Raw genomic sequence first — 14216 nt, 5'->3', positions numbered from 1 at the left:
GGAAGAAATAATTTCCGGCTACTCTGCCTTCAAACTCTTGACAGGATTAGCCATGGCAGCTTTGGCCGATTGATAGCTGACGGTCAGCAACGCGATCATTAATGCGCCGAGGCCGGTAAATGCGAAGATCTCCCAAACGATAGTGGTATGATTACGGTATTGCTGCAACCAGTTGTTCAGACAGTACCAGGACACGGGGATGGCGATCAAACAAGAGATGGCCACCAGCAGGGCAAAATCTTTCGACAACAGCTGCCACAGCTGGAATACAGATGCGCCCATCACTTTGCGGATACCAATTTCTTTGGTGCGCTGTTCGGCTACAAAGGCGGCGAGGCCGAATAGTCCGAGGCAACTGATCATTATGGCGAGCAAGGCAAAGAACGTAGATAGCTTACCAATCCTTTCCTCTTCGCTGAATTTTTTACCATATTCCTGATCGGCAAAAGTATAAGCAAAGGGGGCCGCAGGGTTATAACGTTGCATTACGTCCTGGATAATAGCCAATGCCTTGCTGGCGCTCATTTTTGGATTAATCCGGATATTGATAAAATTCCCCCCTTCTGCGAGGAAATAGTAGATCGCAGGTTGCACCGGGTCGTAGGGAGAAGTCATAATCATATTTTTCACTACTCCCAGCACATGAAACTCTTTGCCGCCTCTCCGGATAATTTCACCTACAGGATGCTCCAATCCCATGTATTTCACGGCGGCTTCATTGAGGATCATTCCCATGGAATCGGAAGCAAAATCGGGCGAGAAATCACGCCCCTGGAGGAGCTGCCATCCTATTGTTTTTCCATAACCGAATTTGGCGCCGATGGTGGCAAAGCTCTGCAGTTGATCGGGCCTTTGTCCCTTCCATTCAAAATCTCCTGATCCTGTCCAAATGTCTGTAACTGGCCCCTGGGCCTGGGTGAGCTCTGTAATAGCACCTGAGCGTATCAGCTCATCGTGGATCACCTGGTAATTCTGGTAAATTTCCGGCGTGGTCATCTGGATAGACAACAAACCGTCGCGGGTATATCCTACGGGTAAATTCTTGGCATATTGTATTTGCCTGTATACTACCACGGTAGCAATGATCAGGAATACCGACACGGTAAACTGCACTACGATCAGCACCTTCCGCGGCACCGCCGCAAAGCGTCCTACCCGGAAAGTACCTTTTAATACCTTCAGCGGCTGGAAGGAAGAAAGGTAAAGTGCCGGATAGCTACCTGCCAGCAGGCCGGTAACGAGACTAAAACCGATGCCGATGAGCCAGAACCCTGGCTGATCCCACAATATATGGATATGTTTATCGGCAACCTGGTTAAACCAGGGCAGCACTACCAACACGATCATTAAAGAAATGACAAATGAAAACACCGCCACCAGCAACGACTCGCTGAGAAATTGCCAGACCAGCTGCTTACGCATGGAGCCTATGGCTTTGCGGATACCTACTTCCTTGGCCCGCTTTTCGGAACGGGCAGTGCTCAGGTTCATGAAGTTGATACAGGCCAACAGTAACACAAACAACCCGATAAGGCCGAAGAGTTTCACATAGCGGATTTGTCCGCCTACGTTGACCCCGTTTTCAAAAGTGGAATACAAGTGCCATTTCTTCATGGGATGCAGGAAAATGTCTGTGGTCACGCCCGACTCCTTCTCGGCGTGCAAGGTTTTAATATCCTTGATTTTTGCAGATACCTTGTCCATATCGGCCTGGTCGGACAGCTGCACGTAGATGTGCATGGAATTAAAACTCCAGTTGTCTTTCGCATCTTTCACCCAGTCCCAGGTATTGACAAACAGCTCCCAGGGCACCATATAGGTCATTTCGTACAGTGTCGTATTTTCGGGGAAGTCTTCATATACCCCTGTTACTTTTACGATCAGCTTATTGTTATTATCAATTTTTACCAGCTGGTCCATAGGGTCTTTGTCCCCGAAGAGCGCACGGGCAAAGGAAGCCGACAGCAGTATGGAGCCGGGCTCCTTTAACCCATTTCGACTGCCTTTCAGCATATTCAAGGTAAACAGCTCCGGGCCGCCCTTTTCTATGAACATACCCCGGCGGGTAAACTTCTGGTTACAGGCGCTCAGGGTATGCGTACCATAAGAGGCCAGGGCAACGTTCTTAAAATCGCCCGGGTAGGTATTTCTTAGCTCCGCTGCCAGGGGGATAGGCATGGAGTTGAAGGCGCCGCTATTGGCGCCAGCCGTTTGGCGCTGCCATACATCGGCAATATGGTCGTAATGCTGGTAATATTTATCGAAAGAAAGCTCATTCCATATCCACAGTCCAATCAGCATGGTTACTGCCATACCTGCCGACAAACCGAAAATATTGATAAACGAAATACTCTTGTTTTTCAACAGGTTTCTGATAGCTATTTTCAGGTAATTTTTTACCATGGCAACTGGATTTTGATGGTTGACGCCTTAAAGACACAAGAAAGTGGCCATAGTTGCAAAGCAGCTACTATAAAGACTCTGGAAGGAAAATACAGGGGTTATTTGTCCGAAAGTGAACAACCTTTGGCCGTAATCGGACACCCGTTACGCCGGCTGCTGAATAATCACGCACACATCTTCGGTATCTCTCAATGCAAATTCCAGGGCGCCCCAGGGTTGTAATCTCACCTCGTTGGCGTTGGGATGCAACCATTCCGGGTGCCGTTCCTTTACCTGTTGATACACCGCCTCAATATCATCTGTTTCCAGCCTCACCTGTGGGCGGTCTTTTTGCGCCCATTCCCTATTCTCCACCAGGTGGATCACCAGGGTATCGCGCTTGATGATTCCAAAAGGCTGATCGCCCGTGTCATCCCGGTAAGCCAGCTCAAAACCCAGGATATCTACAAAAAGCTGTAAGCCCACGCTCATATCGGAGTAAAAAATAGTCGGGATCAGTTTAGTAAATTGCATACACCCAAATTTTACAGAAAAGTAAATAATAATTCTCCAAATCAGTAGCTTTGAAGGTATGAAAGATTACAAAAAACATTTTATTCTCGCCGCCCCGCCGGAAGAAGTATACGCCGCCCTCACCAACCCCGCCACCATCCAGTTGTGGACCGGAGAAGTAGCGGAAATGTCGACCGAACCAGGGTCCGAATTTTCACTCTGGGAAGAAAGCATCGTAGGCCGCAACCTGGAATTTGAAGAAGGGAAGAAAATAGTGCAGCAATGGTATTTTGGAGAAGAAGAAGACGAAAATCCGTCGATTGTTACGATTAAATTACACCCGTCGCCAAAGGGAACGGACGTGGAATTGCGGCATACGAATATTCCCGATGAAGCGTATGAAGATATGGTAGCGGGATGGAATGAGCAGTATTTTGGGTCGTTGATTGAGTTTTATAAGGATTGATTTTTGTGGAGATATTAAGGCCCTGCGGTGCGGGGCTTTTGAAATGTAATTATTTTGAAAATAAAACTACACCCAATCCATAACGCGCCTTCATACCCCATAGCAAATGAATATTAAGAAAGTATTTCTACGGCTTAAAAATGGAGCTAATATTACTACCTCTTACAAAAAGAGTAATGATGTTTTCTATTCAATACACCTAAGCTTTAACAAGGGGCTATTCAAAATACATTCATACTTCTTGGAAGGAGATGATGTTTTTAATGAACAAAACTACAAAGATGAATCGGTAGCGGAAGTGCAAGACTTCAATGATTTTATAAAAATCCTTACAGATAAGTTCCCTGGTATTGATATACTTGCCTCTTAGATAAACAATAAAGATCCATAGAGACATCATCATTGGCAACTATGAGCGCAATGCAAATACGCCCTCTATTGAGGTATTACTTATTGTAACGGTGGATTATCTGATTGGAGAAGGACAATTATCCGCTTTCGATAAGGATCTGCTAAAAGGGATCGAGGATATTGAAAAATTTGATGCAGAGACTAAACAGCATCTGTTTTTCTTAATCGATAATGTGATCCCAAAACTATAAAACTAAAAAGTCTTTTGATAAATGCTAAAACCCGGTCTACGACTGGTTTTTAGCATTTATCAAAAGTAAATTTTTTAAATTAGTAATCTAGCTCTGCGGGCAACGGTGAAAAATTATAATAATAGATTACTGATAGTAACCCCAACAAGAATAAGCCTATTCCTACAATCAATAAGTATCTATTTCCTAAACGGCCCTTTTTTCTCAAAAAAAGACTGGCCCAAAAATAACATAATCCCCAAAATAATAGTACGTAGCCAAACCAATTCAGGTAAATAGACACCTGATCCAAAAAGGAATAAGAGACAAGCAACGCCCCCCCTAAAGGAACAGCTATTAAGCTTCCCTCCCATAATATTCGTTTAATTAATTGTATAGAATCATTCACCACCATAGTTATTTGCTTGCTTTACACCTTCTGGCATTCTATAATAGCGGCTACCTTGCGGGTAACTACTTTTATCTTCTGTAACTCCAGCATCCCGCTTATCTGTATAGTCTAAAGAACCATTTGAACCAGACACTCCTTGTATATAATACACCTTATGTAAAAGTTCTTTGCACCGAGCGATTGTAAAGAGTTCATTTTTGAATGATCCACCAGTTCTTCATCACCGCTATCTCCTCTTCTACTATCCCATCTATAGTTATCGCTAAATGTATACTTAATATCACCTGCAACTGTATATCCCCCTTTTCCATCTGTTGTAATCATGAAAGACCCCTTACCTGATAAATCAAACGAGCCAAAGGCTGTTCCAAAATCAGAAGCCCAGGGCCCCAGCCTGTCCATAAGGGGCGTGAACTTTCCGCTGTAAAATGGCATTAGTGAAACTTATATCGTAATAGGGTATAATTTGTTCATAATAAGTATAGCGACAGAATAAATTAATCAGATTCGTTTATAAGCCAGGCATTGACGTTCTTCACACAGTATCAGGGCAAACATTCACAGGCAAGGGGTACTATTCAGGTTAACAGTTTTCTTTCATTGTTATTAGTTTGAGTTAAGATTTTATTACCAGGACAGTGTTGTGAAGATAAAAAGGCGATACGCATTCTATTGGCGCAGTGACTTCAGTTTCCAAATGAGTATTAAATCGTATACCCTATCCCGTTACCCTCACGCATCATAAAAAACATCCACCATCATCTCTCCTTTCTCATTCTTCCATCTTATCCATCCTATCACCTGGTCATCATTACTCTTTACCTGTACCCAATCGCCTTCAACTTTCACCGCGCGGAAGAATACATCTTCTTCTTCGTCTGGGGCATAAGGCACGTTAGCAGCGGATACCAGTGGCGATTCCTTTAGTGGGTTTGTCTTTACGTCGAAGCCTATAAACGTAGACTGGAGCATATTCTCTTCCCAGCTTTGGGCAATGAAGTTGGAGTCGTTGCTGCTGATGTATTTTGTATTACCAGTTTCTTCGTTCACGATTACTTTATACCGGTTATGTTCTTTATGGGTACATCTGAAAACCAGCAGCCAGTTTTCCGGTTTTGACGCATAGGGTAGGAGCAGGCTATCGGAAAAGCCGTCGTTAAAAACGATTTGTTTCCATACACTGCCATCTTCATTTAGCAGCCGGAATGTCCTGATGGTATCTGGTTTCAGTGTAATTACGCCTTCGCTGAGCGTGGTAGTTCCTGCGTTCACGGGTGATTTAGTGTGGCAGCTGCCTAGCAGGCCACATAGGGCAACGAGCAAATAAATGAGGTGTGTTTTCATAGGTATCGGTTCATATAAAAAGAGGCTAACCAGCGGTCAGCCTCTCAGAAAAATTTATTCTCTTACCTGGTAAGGAAAGCTACTATCCAACCATTCAAAGCTCATTTCTTTTTCTACAATTTCGTGCAGGGCGGTATTGGTTAAGCTGCCGGTTTCGTATACGGCGGCGATAATCTTCGCCTGTTTGGGGGTCAGATAAGGAGCGTGTGTACGCAGGAAGTTGTGGCAGTTCTCTTTTATGTCGCCGTGCTCAATCAGGGAAGGATATTCCGGAACCAGGTCTGTTACAGCTTCCAGCATTTGCAGGAATATGAAGTCCTGTAAATTTTTAGCGAGAATGCAAGCTTCGTTGGCATCGTGAAATACCTGTACGATAGGCACGTTGTCACCTTCCTGCAAATTGAAATAGAAGGCAAACCAGTCGCCGGCGCCGCTAAGGGCAAATGGCACAAACCGGTGTATAGGATCGGCAAACAGGAGGCCCCCGTCCATTTCTTCATCTACAGTGCTGAGCGGCATTATTTCCAGGTCGTTGGCATACAGCAACAGTGGCGGCGCGGTTTTGATGGAAGGATATACCTTGTCCAGCCAGCCTTCCCCAAACTCGCCCCAGTCCAGCATTCCATCTTTATATAATTGTTTGTAAAGTGTTGGATAGGTAAACCCGTAGTCCTTTTCCAGTTCCTCCAGCATAGTTGTTCGTTTATCGGTCGAATGTACCGGCAAAATAGCTAAACTTTCGGAAAAACTCTTTCGTCCTGTCTTTTCAGCGGATTCATGATGAAGGAAAGCAAACTACCGTCTTTCTTCAGCTCTACCACGCGGAAGCCGTGGTAGCCTACACCCCAGCTACCGCCCACATGACCATCAAAGAGGAAAGGTATTTTAGTGTCGTCCAACATTTTTACGCTGTCCTGGTCGTGATCGTGCCCGTTGAATACGGCTCTTATATTAGGATATTTTTTTATCAGAGATTGAAATTCGGTACAATCCAGTCCATTGTCTGTCCATTTTACCGGGGTAATATGCAGGAAGATGAAAACATTGGGAGCAGCTTTGTATTGTTCCAGTTTACGGGCAAACCATTCCACATCGGGACAAAGGTATTTGCCTTTATCATCTGCGGTATCTCCCAGCAGGATTACTTGTTTGCCAATCACGATATCGTGATTGAGCGGATGTCCCCAGGCTTGTTGCCAGGCTTCGGCCGATACCATATCGTGGTTACCATGGGTAACAAACAGTTTCGGGTGCAGGGTTTTCAGCTTGGCGGCAGCGGGTAATAATAAATCTGGGTTGTTGTGGATAATGTCGCCGTTCAATACGAAAAACTCACACGGAAATGCCTGCTGGTACTGGTTGAAAGCCGATTGCAGATCCTGGAAGTACTGGTCGTACTGGGTTTTCGGCTCTCCATAGTGCCAGTCGGAGCCTACGGCAAAGCGGAAAACGGTTTTGCTGTCGAAATGCCGGGCAGTGGCGGCACTTACTATTTTTCCGCAGGCAGAAATTACGATGGCGGCGGAAGCGCCTTTTAGAAATGCACGTCTGTTCATCATAAAATAAAAGTAATATTTACGGGTAGTCAATTACTTCACGGCCAGATGCTTAACCAAAAGATAAAATTATATATCTCTTTAATAAATTCAAATCTTTCAATCCATTCAGAAAGAATTGTAATAATATTGTTAAAGTGTCTTAAAAGAACCAAAATTGTCACCCTGCATAAATGTTTTGATTGTAACTTTGCACCTCGAATAAAAATGGGGTTATGTTTAGAAGCAAGAGTACAGCTGGAACAGGTCCGGATGTGGTTTTAATCGGCGCTGGCATCATGAGCGCTACACTCGGAATGCTCCTCAAAGAGCTCGAACCCGGGTTAACCATTGCAATTTTTGAACGACTGGATGTGGCGGCTGCTGAAAGTTCCGATGCCTGGAACAATGCAGGCACAGGTCACTCTGCATTTTGCGAGTTGAATTACACGCCACAAAAGCAAGATGGATCGGTAGACATTAAAAAAGCGGTGAACATTGCAGAGCAGTTTGAAGTATCCCGCCAGTTCTGGTCTTATCTCGTAGAAAACAACATCATTTCCAATCCGCACAACTTTATTCAGAGCATTCCCCACATGAGTTTTGTTTGGGGAGAAGACAATGTGGATTACCTCAAAAAGCGGTTCAAAGCCCTGCAGCAATGCCATCTTTTTAAAAGCATGGAATATACGGAAGACCAGGAAAAGCTGAAATCCTGGATCCCGCTGGTAATGGAAGGCCGCGACCCATCTCAGAAAGTAGCAGCTACCCGCATGGAAATGGGTACCGACGTGAACTTCGGCGCATTGAGCCGTGCATTGTTTAACCACCTCGAAAAACTCGATGGCGTTACCTTGCACTTCAACCACGATGTACGCGACCTCAAAAAAGCCGATGATGGCTCCTGGGTAATCAAGGTAAAAAACCGTGAAACCCGCGACAAACAAACCATTCAGACAAAATTCGTATTTATTGGCGCCGGCGGCGGCTCCCTCCCATTACTGGAAAAATCAGACATCCCGGAAGGAAAAGGTTTCGGCGGTTTCCCGGTAAGCGGACAATGGCTGCGCTGCAACAATCCTGAAATAATTGAACAGCACCGTGCTAAAGTATATGGGAAAGCCTCTGTAGGAGCGCCTCCTATGTCGGTGCCCCACCTGGACACCCGCATGATAGACGGCCAAAAAGCATTGCTGTTTGGCCCCTACGCCGGGTTCTCCACTAAATTCCTGAAAAACGGTTCCTTCATGGACCTGCCATTATCCATCAAGGCCAATAATATACGCCCGATGGTTTCTGCAGGCCTGGACAATATTCCGCTCACCAAATACCTCATTGCCCAGGTAAGACAAAAGCCGGAAGACAGACTGGAAGCCCTGCGTGAATACTTCCCTGAAGCTAAAATGGAAGACTGGGAGCTGGAAATTGCCGGTCAGCGTGTACAGGTAATTAAAAAAGATCCTGAACATGGCGGCATCCTCGAATTCGGTACCGAAGTAGTAAGTGCTGCCGATGGTTCCATCGCCGCACTGCTGGGAGCTTCCCCAGGCGCTTCTACCGCGGTTTCTATCATGCTCAACCTCCTGAAACGCTGCTTCAAGGAAGATGTGGAGACAGAAGCATGGCAGGTGAAACTGAAGAAAATGATCCCGTCCTACGGCCAGTCCCTCCTGAATAATCCCGCCATGGTAGACGAACTCCGGACATGGACTACCCAGGTACTCGAACTGCGCGAAATGGAAATGGCTTAAGATAACTAAGTACCTGTTCAGCTACTGAAATAGCTGAACAGGTGCCTTTCGTTAAAAAAGTATAACCTTCCGGCAAAATTCATCCAGCTTTCTTTTCCTTTTTTGCGGATATTAGTATTACAGAGAGATAAAAAGCGCAATGCGCTTATTTTTCACCCGGCCAATGCAAACGTTTGCATTATTAATAATATCCACAAAAGTTATGAGAAAAGTATTCCACTTATTCATCGTATTACTTGTCACTACCCAGCTATTTGCGCAAACCACACCATCACGCGATCAGCGCATGCAATGGTGGCGCGACGCACGCTTCGGCATGTTCATTCACTGGGGCGACTATGCCGTACTCGGAGGCGTATATAATGGTCAACAGGTAGGCCGGGGCGGAGAATGGATCATGAACCGCGCGAAAATCCCTGTAGCTACTTATCAGCAATACGCCCGTCAATTCAATCCTACTAAGTATGACGCAGATGCCTGGGTAAAAACCGCCAAAGACGCAGGCATGAAGTACATCGTAATCACCGCCAAACACCACGACGGATTCGCCCTGTTTAAATCAAGCGCCAGCAAATGGAACATAGTAGATGCCACCCCCTACGGAAAAGATGTACTGAAACCACTGGCCGCCGCCTGTAAGAAATACGGTCTCAAACTAGGCTTCTATTATTCACAGGCGCAAGACTGGAACAACCCCGGCGGCGCCGCCGCCCGCAAAATAGCCACGGAAGGATGGCCCAACCCTGACTCTGCCCGCATAGACGCCTATACGCTCGAGCACAGCGGTCACTGGGACCCCGCACAAACCACCACCTCCATGTCGGAATACATCGATAAAGTAGCCGTGCCGCAGGTAAAGGAACTACTTACCAACTACGGCGATGTAGCCGTGCTCTGGTGGGATACGCCTACCAACATGACGGATGAATATGCAGAAAAATTGCAGGCTGTATTGGCCCTGCAACCCAATATCATTACCAACGATCGCCTCAAACGCCCCAATTTTCCGGGCGACTATAAAACACCGGAACAAAAAATTCCCTCCCCCGCCGAACTGGACGGACGCGACTGGGAAACCTGCATGACCATGAACGGTACCTGGGGTTATAAAAGCTACGACCACAAATGGAAAAGCACGGAAACGCTTATACGTAACCTGGTAGATATCGCTTCTAAAAATGGGAACTATCTCTTGAATGTAGGTCCCGATGCCAGTGGCGCCTTCCCGGAAGGAAGTCTCACCGCATTGAAAGGCATAGGCCAATGGATGAAGGTAAATGGAGAAGCCATCTACGGCACACAGGGTAGCCCGTTGCCTCCTTTGCCCTGGGGCCGCTGTACGCAGAAAAAGAAAGATAACGGCACCACGCTCTATCTCCACATATTCGACTGGCCAGCCGATGGCAAACTACATGTACCGGGCATTAAAGAGAAAATACGCCATGCCAGGCTGCTGGCAGGCGGACAAACACTCTCTACCAACGCCCGCGCAGATGAGCTCATCATTGATCTCCCTGCACAGGCGCCCGATAAAATAGCCACCGTAGTAGCTGTAAGCCTGTAGCCCTAACCGGCCAGGCCACCACTCATGCTGAACATAATTATGCCCAGCACCACCAGGGTGAGCACTACATAGAGGTAATCTCTCTCTAAAAGAAAAGCAATAACAGAAAAGGCTATACGAATAATAGGCGTGGCAATGAGCAATACCACTCCCAGCTGGATAATATTCATGCCCTTGTTCTCCAGCACGCCCTGCCAGATGCCGGGCAAATTGTTCAGCCCTTCACGTACGCCGGTAAAGCTGCCGTAGGAGGGCTGTTCATGCCCATGCCGTACCAGGTAAATAATACCACCCACCAGCACAATCGCACTGGAGAGTATCACGCCCAGGCGCAACTGCTTGCCAATGAGCTGCTGAATATCTTTATCCCGGAAATAAGTAGAAAATAATTTTTTCATATGTTATAGTTTTCCGGTGATACCATTATAAATCATCTGCAAAGCGAGGAAGCCAATGACCACGCTAAATACAATACGCAGCCATTTTACATTGGCACGGGTAAGCAGCCTGGAACCGGCAAAGGCCCCGGCCAACACCCCCAATACCACCGGCATACACAAGCCCGGGGAAATATAACCCCGCTGCAGGTATACCACGGCGCTGGCAGCAGCGGTTACGCCAATCATAAAATTACTGGTGGTGGTAGATACCTTAAATGGAATGCGCATAATATTATCCATCGCCAACACTTTCAGGGCGCCGGAACCAATACCCAGCAACCCGGACATTACACCGGCAAAGGTCATCATAAAATAGCCCCCGGGTACACGATGTACCTGGTAATTAACGGCTCCATCGGCAGAAGGATAACTGCTATTGAGCCGCAGCTGCGCCGCCAGCTTGCTTTTGGCACTGTCTTCCGCATACGGTGTTTTCTTTTGAAACGACACCAGGGAAGAAAAAATAAGTACCAGCCCGAAAATAATGGCTACCACATTTGTAGGCATGTACACGGCAATGAGCGCACCTGCCACCGCACCCGTGGTGGTGGCTATTTCCAGGAACATCCCCAGCCGGATATTGGTAATGCCCTCTTTCACATAAGCTGAGGCTGACCCCGATGAAGTAGCAATGGAGGCTACCAGGGCGGTACCAATGGCATAACGGATGTCGACATGGAATCCCAGGGTGAGCAACGGAATAATGACAACGCCGCCTCCTAAACCGGTAAGCGACCCCAGCAGGCCAGCCGTGAAGGCCCCGCATAGCAAGATCAGGGTAAAAAATAAAATCGTCATAAGATGGTCGGTTGGTTTTTGAAACAGCTTTTATGGAATTACAGTTATTATTGAGTAGCCGTTACTTACAAAAGTAAGCAGAATATGATTCTCGCAATCCGGCAATCTATAAGTAACTTGCAGCCGGACAATTAATTGAATTTTATGATAAAGGTGGGTGAATACAATCTCCTGAGAGTAAAAAAAGAAGCTGACTTTGGTGTATACCTGGAGGGCATAGACCAGGAAATCCTGCTCCCCAGCAGGTTTGTACCCAGGGAAACAAAAATCGGCGATGAACTGGAAGTATTTATCTACCACGACTCCGAAAACCGTCTTATTGCCACCACCCAACGCCCCTACGGCGTTGCCGGCGATATTGTACTCCTGAAAGCCGTCAGCACTACCAAACAAGGCGCCTTCCTCGACTGGGGCCTCATGAAAGACCTGTTTGTAGCCCAGTCCCAGCAACTTACCCGCATGGTACCCGGACAGGAATACCTGGTAAAAATATATATCGATGAACTGACAGGGCGACTGGCTGCCACCGAAAAAATTGACCGCTTTCTCAGCAACGAAAACCTCACCGTCAAAGAAAAAGACCTGGTAAACCTGGTAGCCTATCGCCGTACCGACATCGGCTATGTAATGATCATCAACAACCAGCATACCGGTATCCTCCATCACAGCGACATTTTCCGCCCCATTGAAATCGGCGATAAAATGACCGGGTTCATACGCCAGATAAAAGATGATAAAATAGATGTGATCTTAGGTAAGCCCGGGTTCAGCAAAGTAGAAGATGAAGGGGAAAAAGTATTACGCCTGCTCCGGGAAAATGATGGCTATTTACCCTATCATGATAAGTCGACCCCGGAAGAAATCCAGGACTTCTTTGGCATGAGTAAGAAAACATTTAAAATGACGATCGGCAACCTGTATAAACAACGGAAAATTGCTTTTACACAAACAGGTTTCAAAATAGCGGAAGACTAGCCATGATGGATCGGGAAACTGATCAGGAAACTAGTGCCTTTGCCCAGGGCGCTATCTACAGAAATAGTGCCCTGGTGCTGCAATATGATATTCTGCGTAGCTGTAAGCCCTAACCCCGTTCCCTTGGTTTTATTGGTAAAAAAAGGCTCAAATAACTTGGCCAGGTTCTGCTCAGAAATACCACTCCCGTTATCGGATATACGAATAAACACCCGGTCGTTTTCCCCCCAAGACTGAATAGCTAAACATCCTTCCCCGTTTTTCATCGCTTCAATACCATTGATAATGATATTCAGCAAGGCAATCAGTATTTTATCCTCATCTGCCAATATCGTGTGATCCGGCTCGCCCAGGTTCTTTTCTACTGTAATATTATTCAGCTGTAACCGGTCGGCCGCCAGCTGTAACGCCTTTTCCAACAGTACATTCAGCCCCATTGGCAGCATATTCAGCTCCGACATGCGGGTAGACTGCAACAGCTCCGTGATCAGCTGATTGATCCGGTGGCAGTTGCGCTCCATGATATCCAGGTATAGCTGCGTATCTTCTGATTCGGCAACAGGTTCTGTTTTAAGCTGTGAAACCGCCAGCAAGATATTGGTAAGCGGGTTGCGTACTTCATGGGCCACCAGGCGGGCAATACGGCCGGTAATGGCAAATTTTTCCTGTTGCTGCTTTTCCCGCTCCTTGCGTTTGCGTGCGGTAATATCCTGGATAATGCATAAATACAGCTGTTTCTTTTCATCCAACAGCGATGCATTCATCATTACGTCGAGCTGCTGCCCGCTCTTGCTGCGGAAAGTATACTCCCGCTGCACTACGCCATCATCGGAGCAAAGATGGTCAAGGAAACCCTTTATTTCTTCGTCATCGGCAAACAGGCTTTGTAAACGGCTGCTGTATAGTTCACCCTCTTCATATTTCAACACCCGCAGCGCCGCAGGGTTAGCGGCCACTATCTTGTGTTCGCAGTCGGCCAGGATAATCAGGTCGTTTGATTTTTCGAAGATGCTGAAATAACGTTTCTCGCTTTTCTCAATGGCCAGCAGATGATTAAACTTGTCTAACGTATAACGGATGGCGCGTTCCAATAAAGCTGCGTTAATTTCGCTCTTTACCAGGTAGTCGGACGCACCGGCCTGCATGGCTTCTTTATCGATTTTATAATCGCCTTTACCAGTAAATAGAATGACGGGGGCTTTGTATCCCAGGTTGCGGAAATGATGCAACACATCAATACCGGTATGAGCACCCAACCGGTAGTCGACCAGGTAAAGGTCATGCGACCGTGTTTCGATAGCCAACAGGGCTTCTTTATAAGAGGATACCCATTGCAGCACATATTGATCCGGAGAGATGTCCTGTAGTAAAGCATTTACCAGGAAAAAATCATCTTCGTCATCGTCTATCATCAAAATGTGCTGCTTACCGTTTGTTGTCATAGTTTCGCAAAAA

14 protein-coding genes are annotated in these 14216 nt (G+C 46.5%); 5 read left to right on the top strand and 9 right to left on the bottom strand.

Annotation, left to right across the window (positions count from 1 at the left end; all coding sequences use genetic code 11):
* Positions 1 to 18: 18 nt before the first annotated feature.
* A complete protein-coding gene (locus HGH90_RS12545) occupies positions 19 to 2403 on the bottom strand; it encodes an ABC transporter permease (RefSeq protein ID WP_169191242.1) in 2385 nt (794 codons plus the stop codon).
* Between the two features lie 144 nt (positions 2404 to 2547).
* Positions 2548 to 2916 carry a hypothetical protein gene (locus tag HGH90_RS12540; protein ID WP_168761773.1) on the bottom strand — a complete coding sequence of 123 codons (369 nt, stop codon included), beginning with the start codon at positions 2914 to 2916 and terminating at the stop codon, positions 2548 to 2550.
* 58 nt (positions 2917 to 2974) lie between these two features.
* Here HGH90_RS12540 and HGH90_RS12535 point away from each other — a divergent pair, with 58 nt between their 5' ends.
* On the top strand, positions 2975 to 3361 hold the full coding sequence (locus HGH90_RS12535) for an SRPBCC domain-containing protein (protein WP_168761772.1): 387 nt from the start codon (positions 2975 to 2977) through the stop codon (positions 3359 to 3361).
* A gap of 106 nt (positions 3362 to 3467) precedes the next feature.
* The gene (locus HGH90_RS12530; RefSeq protein ID WP_168761771.1) at positions 3468 to 3731 is read left to right on the top strand and encodes a hypothetical protein; all 264 of its coding nucleotides are present in this window, start codon (positions 3468 to 3470) and stop codon (positions 3729 to 3731) included.
* 731 nt (positions 3732 to 4462) lie between these two features.
* Here the strand turns inward: HGH90_RS12530 and HGH90_RS12525 are convergent.
* From HGH90_RS12525 to HGH90_RS12510, 4 genes are all read right to left on the bottom strand, one after another.
* The gene (locus tag HGH90_RS12525) at positions 4463 to 4789 is read right to left on the bottom strand and encodes a hypothetical protein (RefSeq protein ID WP_169191241.1); all 327 of its coding nucleotides are present in this window, start codon (positions 4787 to 4789) and stop codon (positions 4463 to 4465) included.
* A gap of 297 nt (positions 4790 to 5086) precedes the next feature.
* Entirely contained in the window at positions 5087 to 5698 is a 612-nt protein-coding gene (locus HGH90_RS12520) for a hypothetical protein (protein ID WP_168761769.1), read from the bottom strand.
* A gap of 54 nt (positions 5699 to 5752) precedes the next feature.
* A complete protein-coding gene (locus HGH90_RS12515; protein ID WP_168761768.1) occupies positions 5753 to 6391 on the bottom strand; it encodes an SMI1/KNR4 family protein in 639 nt (212 codons plus the stop codon).
* Between the two features lie 38 nt (positions 6392 to 6429).
* Entirely contained in the window at positions 6430 to 7257 is an 828-nt protein-coding gene (locus HGH90_RS12510) for a metallophosphoesterase family protein (protein WP_169191240.1), read from the bottom strand.
* A 212-nt stretch (positions 7258 to 7469) separates the two neighbouring features.
* Between HGH90_RS12510 and HGH90_RS12505 the strand changes: the two genes are divergently transcribed.
* Positions 7470 to 8984, top strand: coding sequence for a malate:quinone oxidoreductase (locus HGH90_RS12505; protein ID WP_169191239.1), 1515 nt, complete (start codon positions 7470 to 7472; stop codon positions 8982 to 8984).
* A 202-nt stretch (positions 8985 to 9186) separates the two neighbouring features.
* Positions 9187 to 10548 carry an alpha-L-fucosidase gene (locus HGH90_RS12500; protein WP_169191238.1) on the top strand — a complete coding sequence of 454 codons (1362 nt, stop codon included), beginning with the start codon at positions 9187 to 9189 and terminating at the stop codon, positions 10546 to 10548.
* 2 nt (positions 10549 to 10550) lie between these two features.
* On the opposite strand, the gene HGH90_RS12495 is transcribed toward HGH90_RS12500, so the two are convergent.
* On the bottom strand, positions 10551 to 10946 hold the full coding sequence (locus HGH90_RS12495) for a DUF1634 domain-containing protein (RefSeq protein ID WP_169191237.1): 396 nt from the start codon (positions 10944 to 10946) through the stop codon (positions 10551 to 10553).
* 3 nt (positions 10947 to 10949) lie between these two features.
* Complete coding sequence (locus HGH90_RS12490) at positions 10950 to 11786, bottom strand: sulfite exporter TauE/SafE family protein (RefSeq protein ID WP_168761763.1); 837 nt, start codon at positions 11784 to 11786, stop codon at positions 10950 to 10952.
* A gap of 144 nt (positions 11787 to 11930) precedes the next feature.
* Here HGH90_RS12490 and HGH90_RS12485 point away from each other — a divergent pair, with 144 nt between their 5' ends.
* Positions 11931 to 12761 (top strand): S1 RNA-binding domain-containing protein, encoded by an 831-nt coding sequence (locus tag HGH90_RS12485; RefSeq protein ID WP_169191236.1) that lies wholly within the window; start codon positions 11931 to 11933, stop codon positions 12759 to 12761.
* Here the strand turns inward: HGH90_RS12485 and HGH90_RS12480 are convergent.
* Entirely contained in the window at positions 12758 to 14203 is a 1446-nt protein-coding gene (locus HGH90_RS12480; RefSeq protein ID WP_169191235.1) for a hybrid sensor histidine kinase/response regulator, read from the bottom strand. The genes HGH90_RS12485 and HGH90_RS12480 overlap by 4 nt on opposite strands.
* Positions 14204 to 14216: the final 13 nt, after the last annotated feature.

The sequence above is a fragment of the Chitinophaga sp. Ak27 genome, from assembly GCF_012726295.1.
In the GTDB taxonomy this organism is placed as follows: Bacteria; Bacteroidota; Bacteroidia; order Chitinophagales; family Chitinophagaceae; genus Chitinophaga.
This window is presented reverse-complemented; position numbering and strand designations above follow the sequence as displayed.

Excerpts from the sequence above, each read along its gene's own strand:
- HGH90_RS12545 (WP_169191242.1), bottom strand. The coding sequence starts at position 2,403 with ATGGTAAAAAATTACCTGAAAATAGCTATCAGAAACCTGTTGAAAAAC.
- HGH90_RS12540 (WP_168761773.1), bottom strand. The coding sequence starts at position 2,916 with ATGCAATTTACTAAACTGATCCCGACTATTTTTTACTCCGATATGAGC.
- HGH90_RS12535 (WP_168761772.1), top strand. The coding sequence starts at position 2,975 with ATGAAAGATTACAAAAAACATTTTATTCTCGCCGCCCCGCCGGAAGAA.
- HGH90_RS12530 (WP_168761771.1), top strand. The coding sequence starts at position 3,468 with ATGAATATTAAGAAAGTATTTCTACGGCTTAAAAATGGAGCTAATATT.
- HGH90_RS12525 (WP_169191241.1), bottom strand. The coding sequence starts at position 4,789 with ATGCCATTTTACAGCGGAAAGTTCACGCCCCTTATGGACAGGCTGGGG.
- HGH90_RS12520 (WP_168761769.1), bottom strand. The coding sequence starts at position 5,698 with ATGAAAACACACCTCATTTATTTGCTCGTTGCCCTATGTGGCCTGCTA.
- HGH90_RS12515 (WP_168761768.1), bottom strand. The coding sequence starts at position 6,391 with ATGCTGGAGGAACTGGAAAAGGACTACGGGTTTACCTATCCAACACTT.
- HGH90_RS12510 (WP_169191240.1), bottom strand. The coding sequence starts at position 7,257 with ATGATGAACAGACGTGCATTTCTAAAAGGCGCTTCCGCCGCCATCGTA.
- HGH90_RS12505 (WP_169191239.1), top strand. The coding sequence starts at position 7,470 with ATGTTTAGAAGCAAGAGTACAGCTGGAACAGGTCCGGATGTGGTTTTA.
- HGH90_RS12500 (WP_169191238.1), top strand. The coding sequence starts at position 9,187 with ATGAGAAAAGTATTCCACTTATTCATCGTATTACTTGTCACTACCCAG.
- HGH90_RS12495 (WP_169191237.1), bottom strand. The coding sequence starts at position 10,946 with ATGAAAAAATTATTTTCTACTTATTTCCGGGATAAAGATATTCAGCAG.
- HGH90_RS12490 (WP_168761763.1), bottom strand. The coding sequence starts at position 11,786 with ATGACGATTTTATTTTTTACCCTGATCTTGCTATGCGGGGCCTTCACG.
- HGH90_RS12485 (WP_169191236.1), top strand. The coding sequence starts at position 11,931 with ATGATAAAGGTGGGTGAATACAATCTCCTGAGAGTAAAAAAAGAAGCT.
- HGH90_RS12480 (WP_169191235.1), bottom strand. The coding sequence starts at position 14,203 with ATGACAACAAACGGTAAGCAGCACATTTTGATGATAGACGATGACGAA.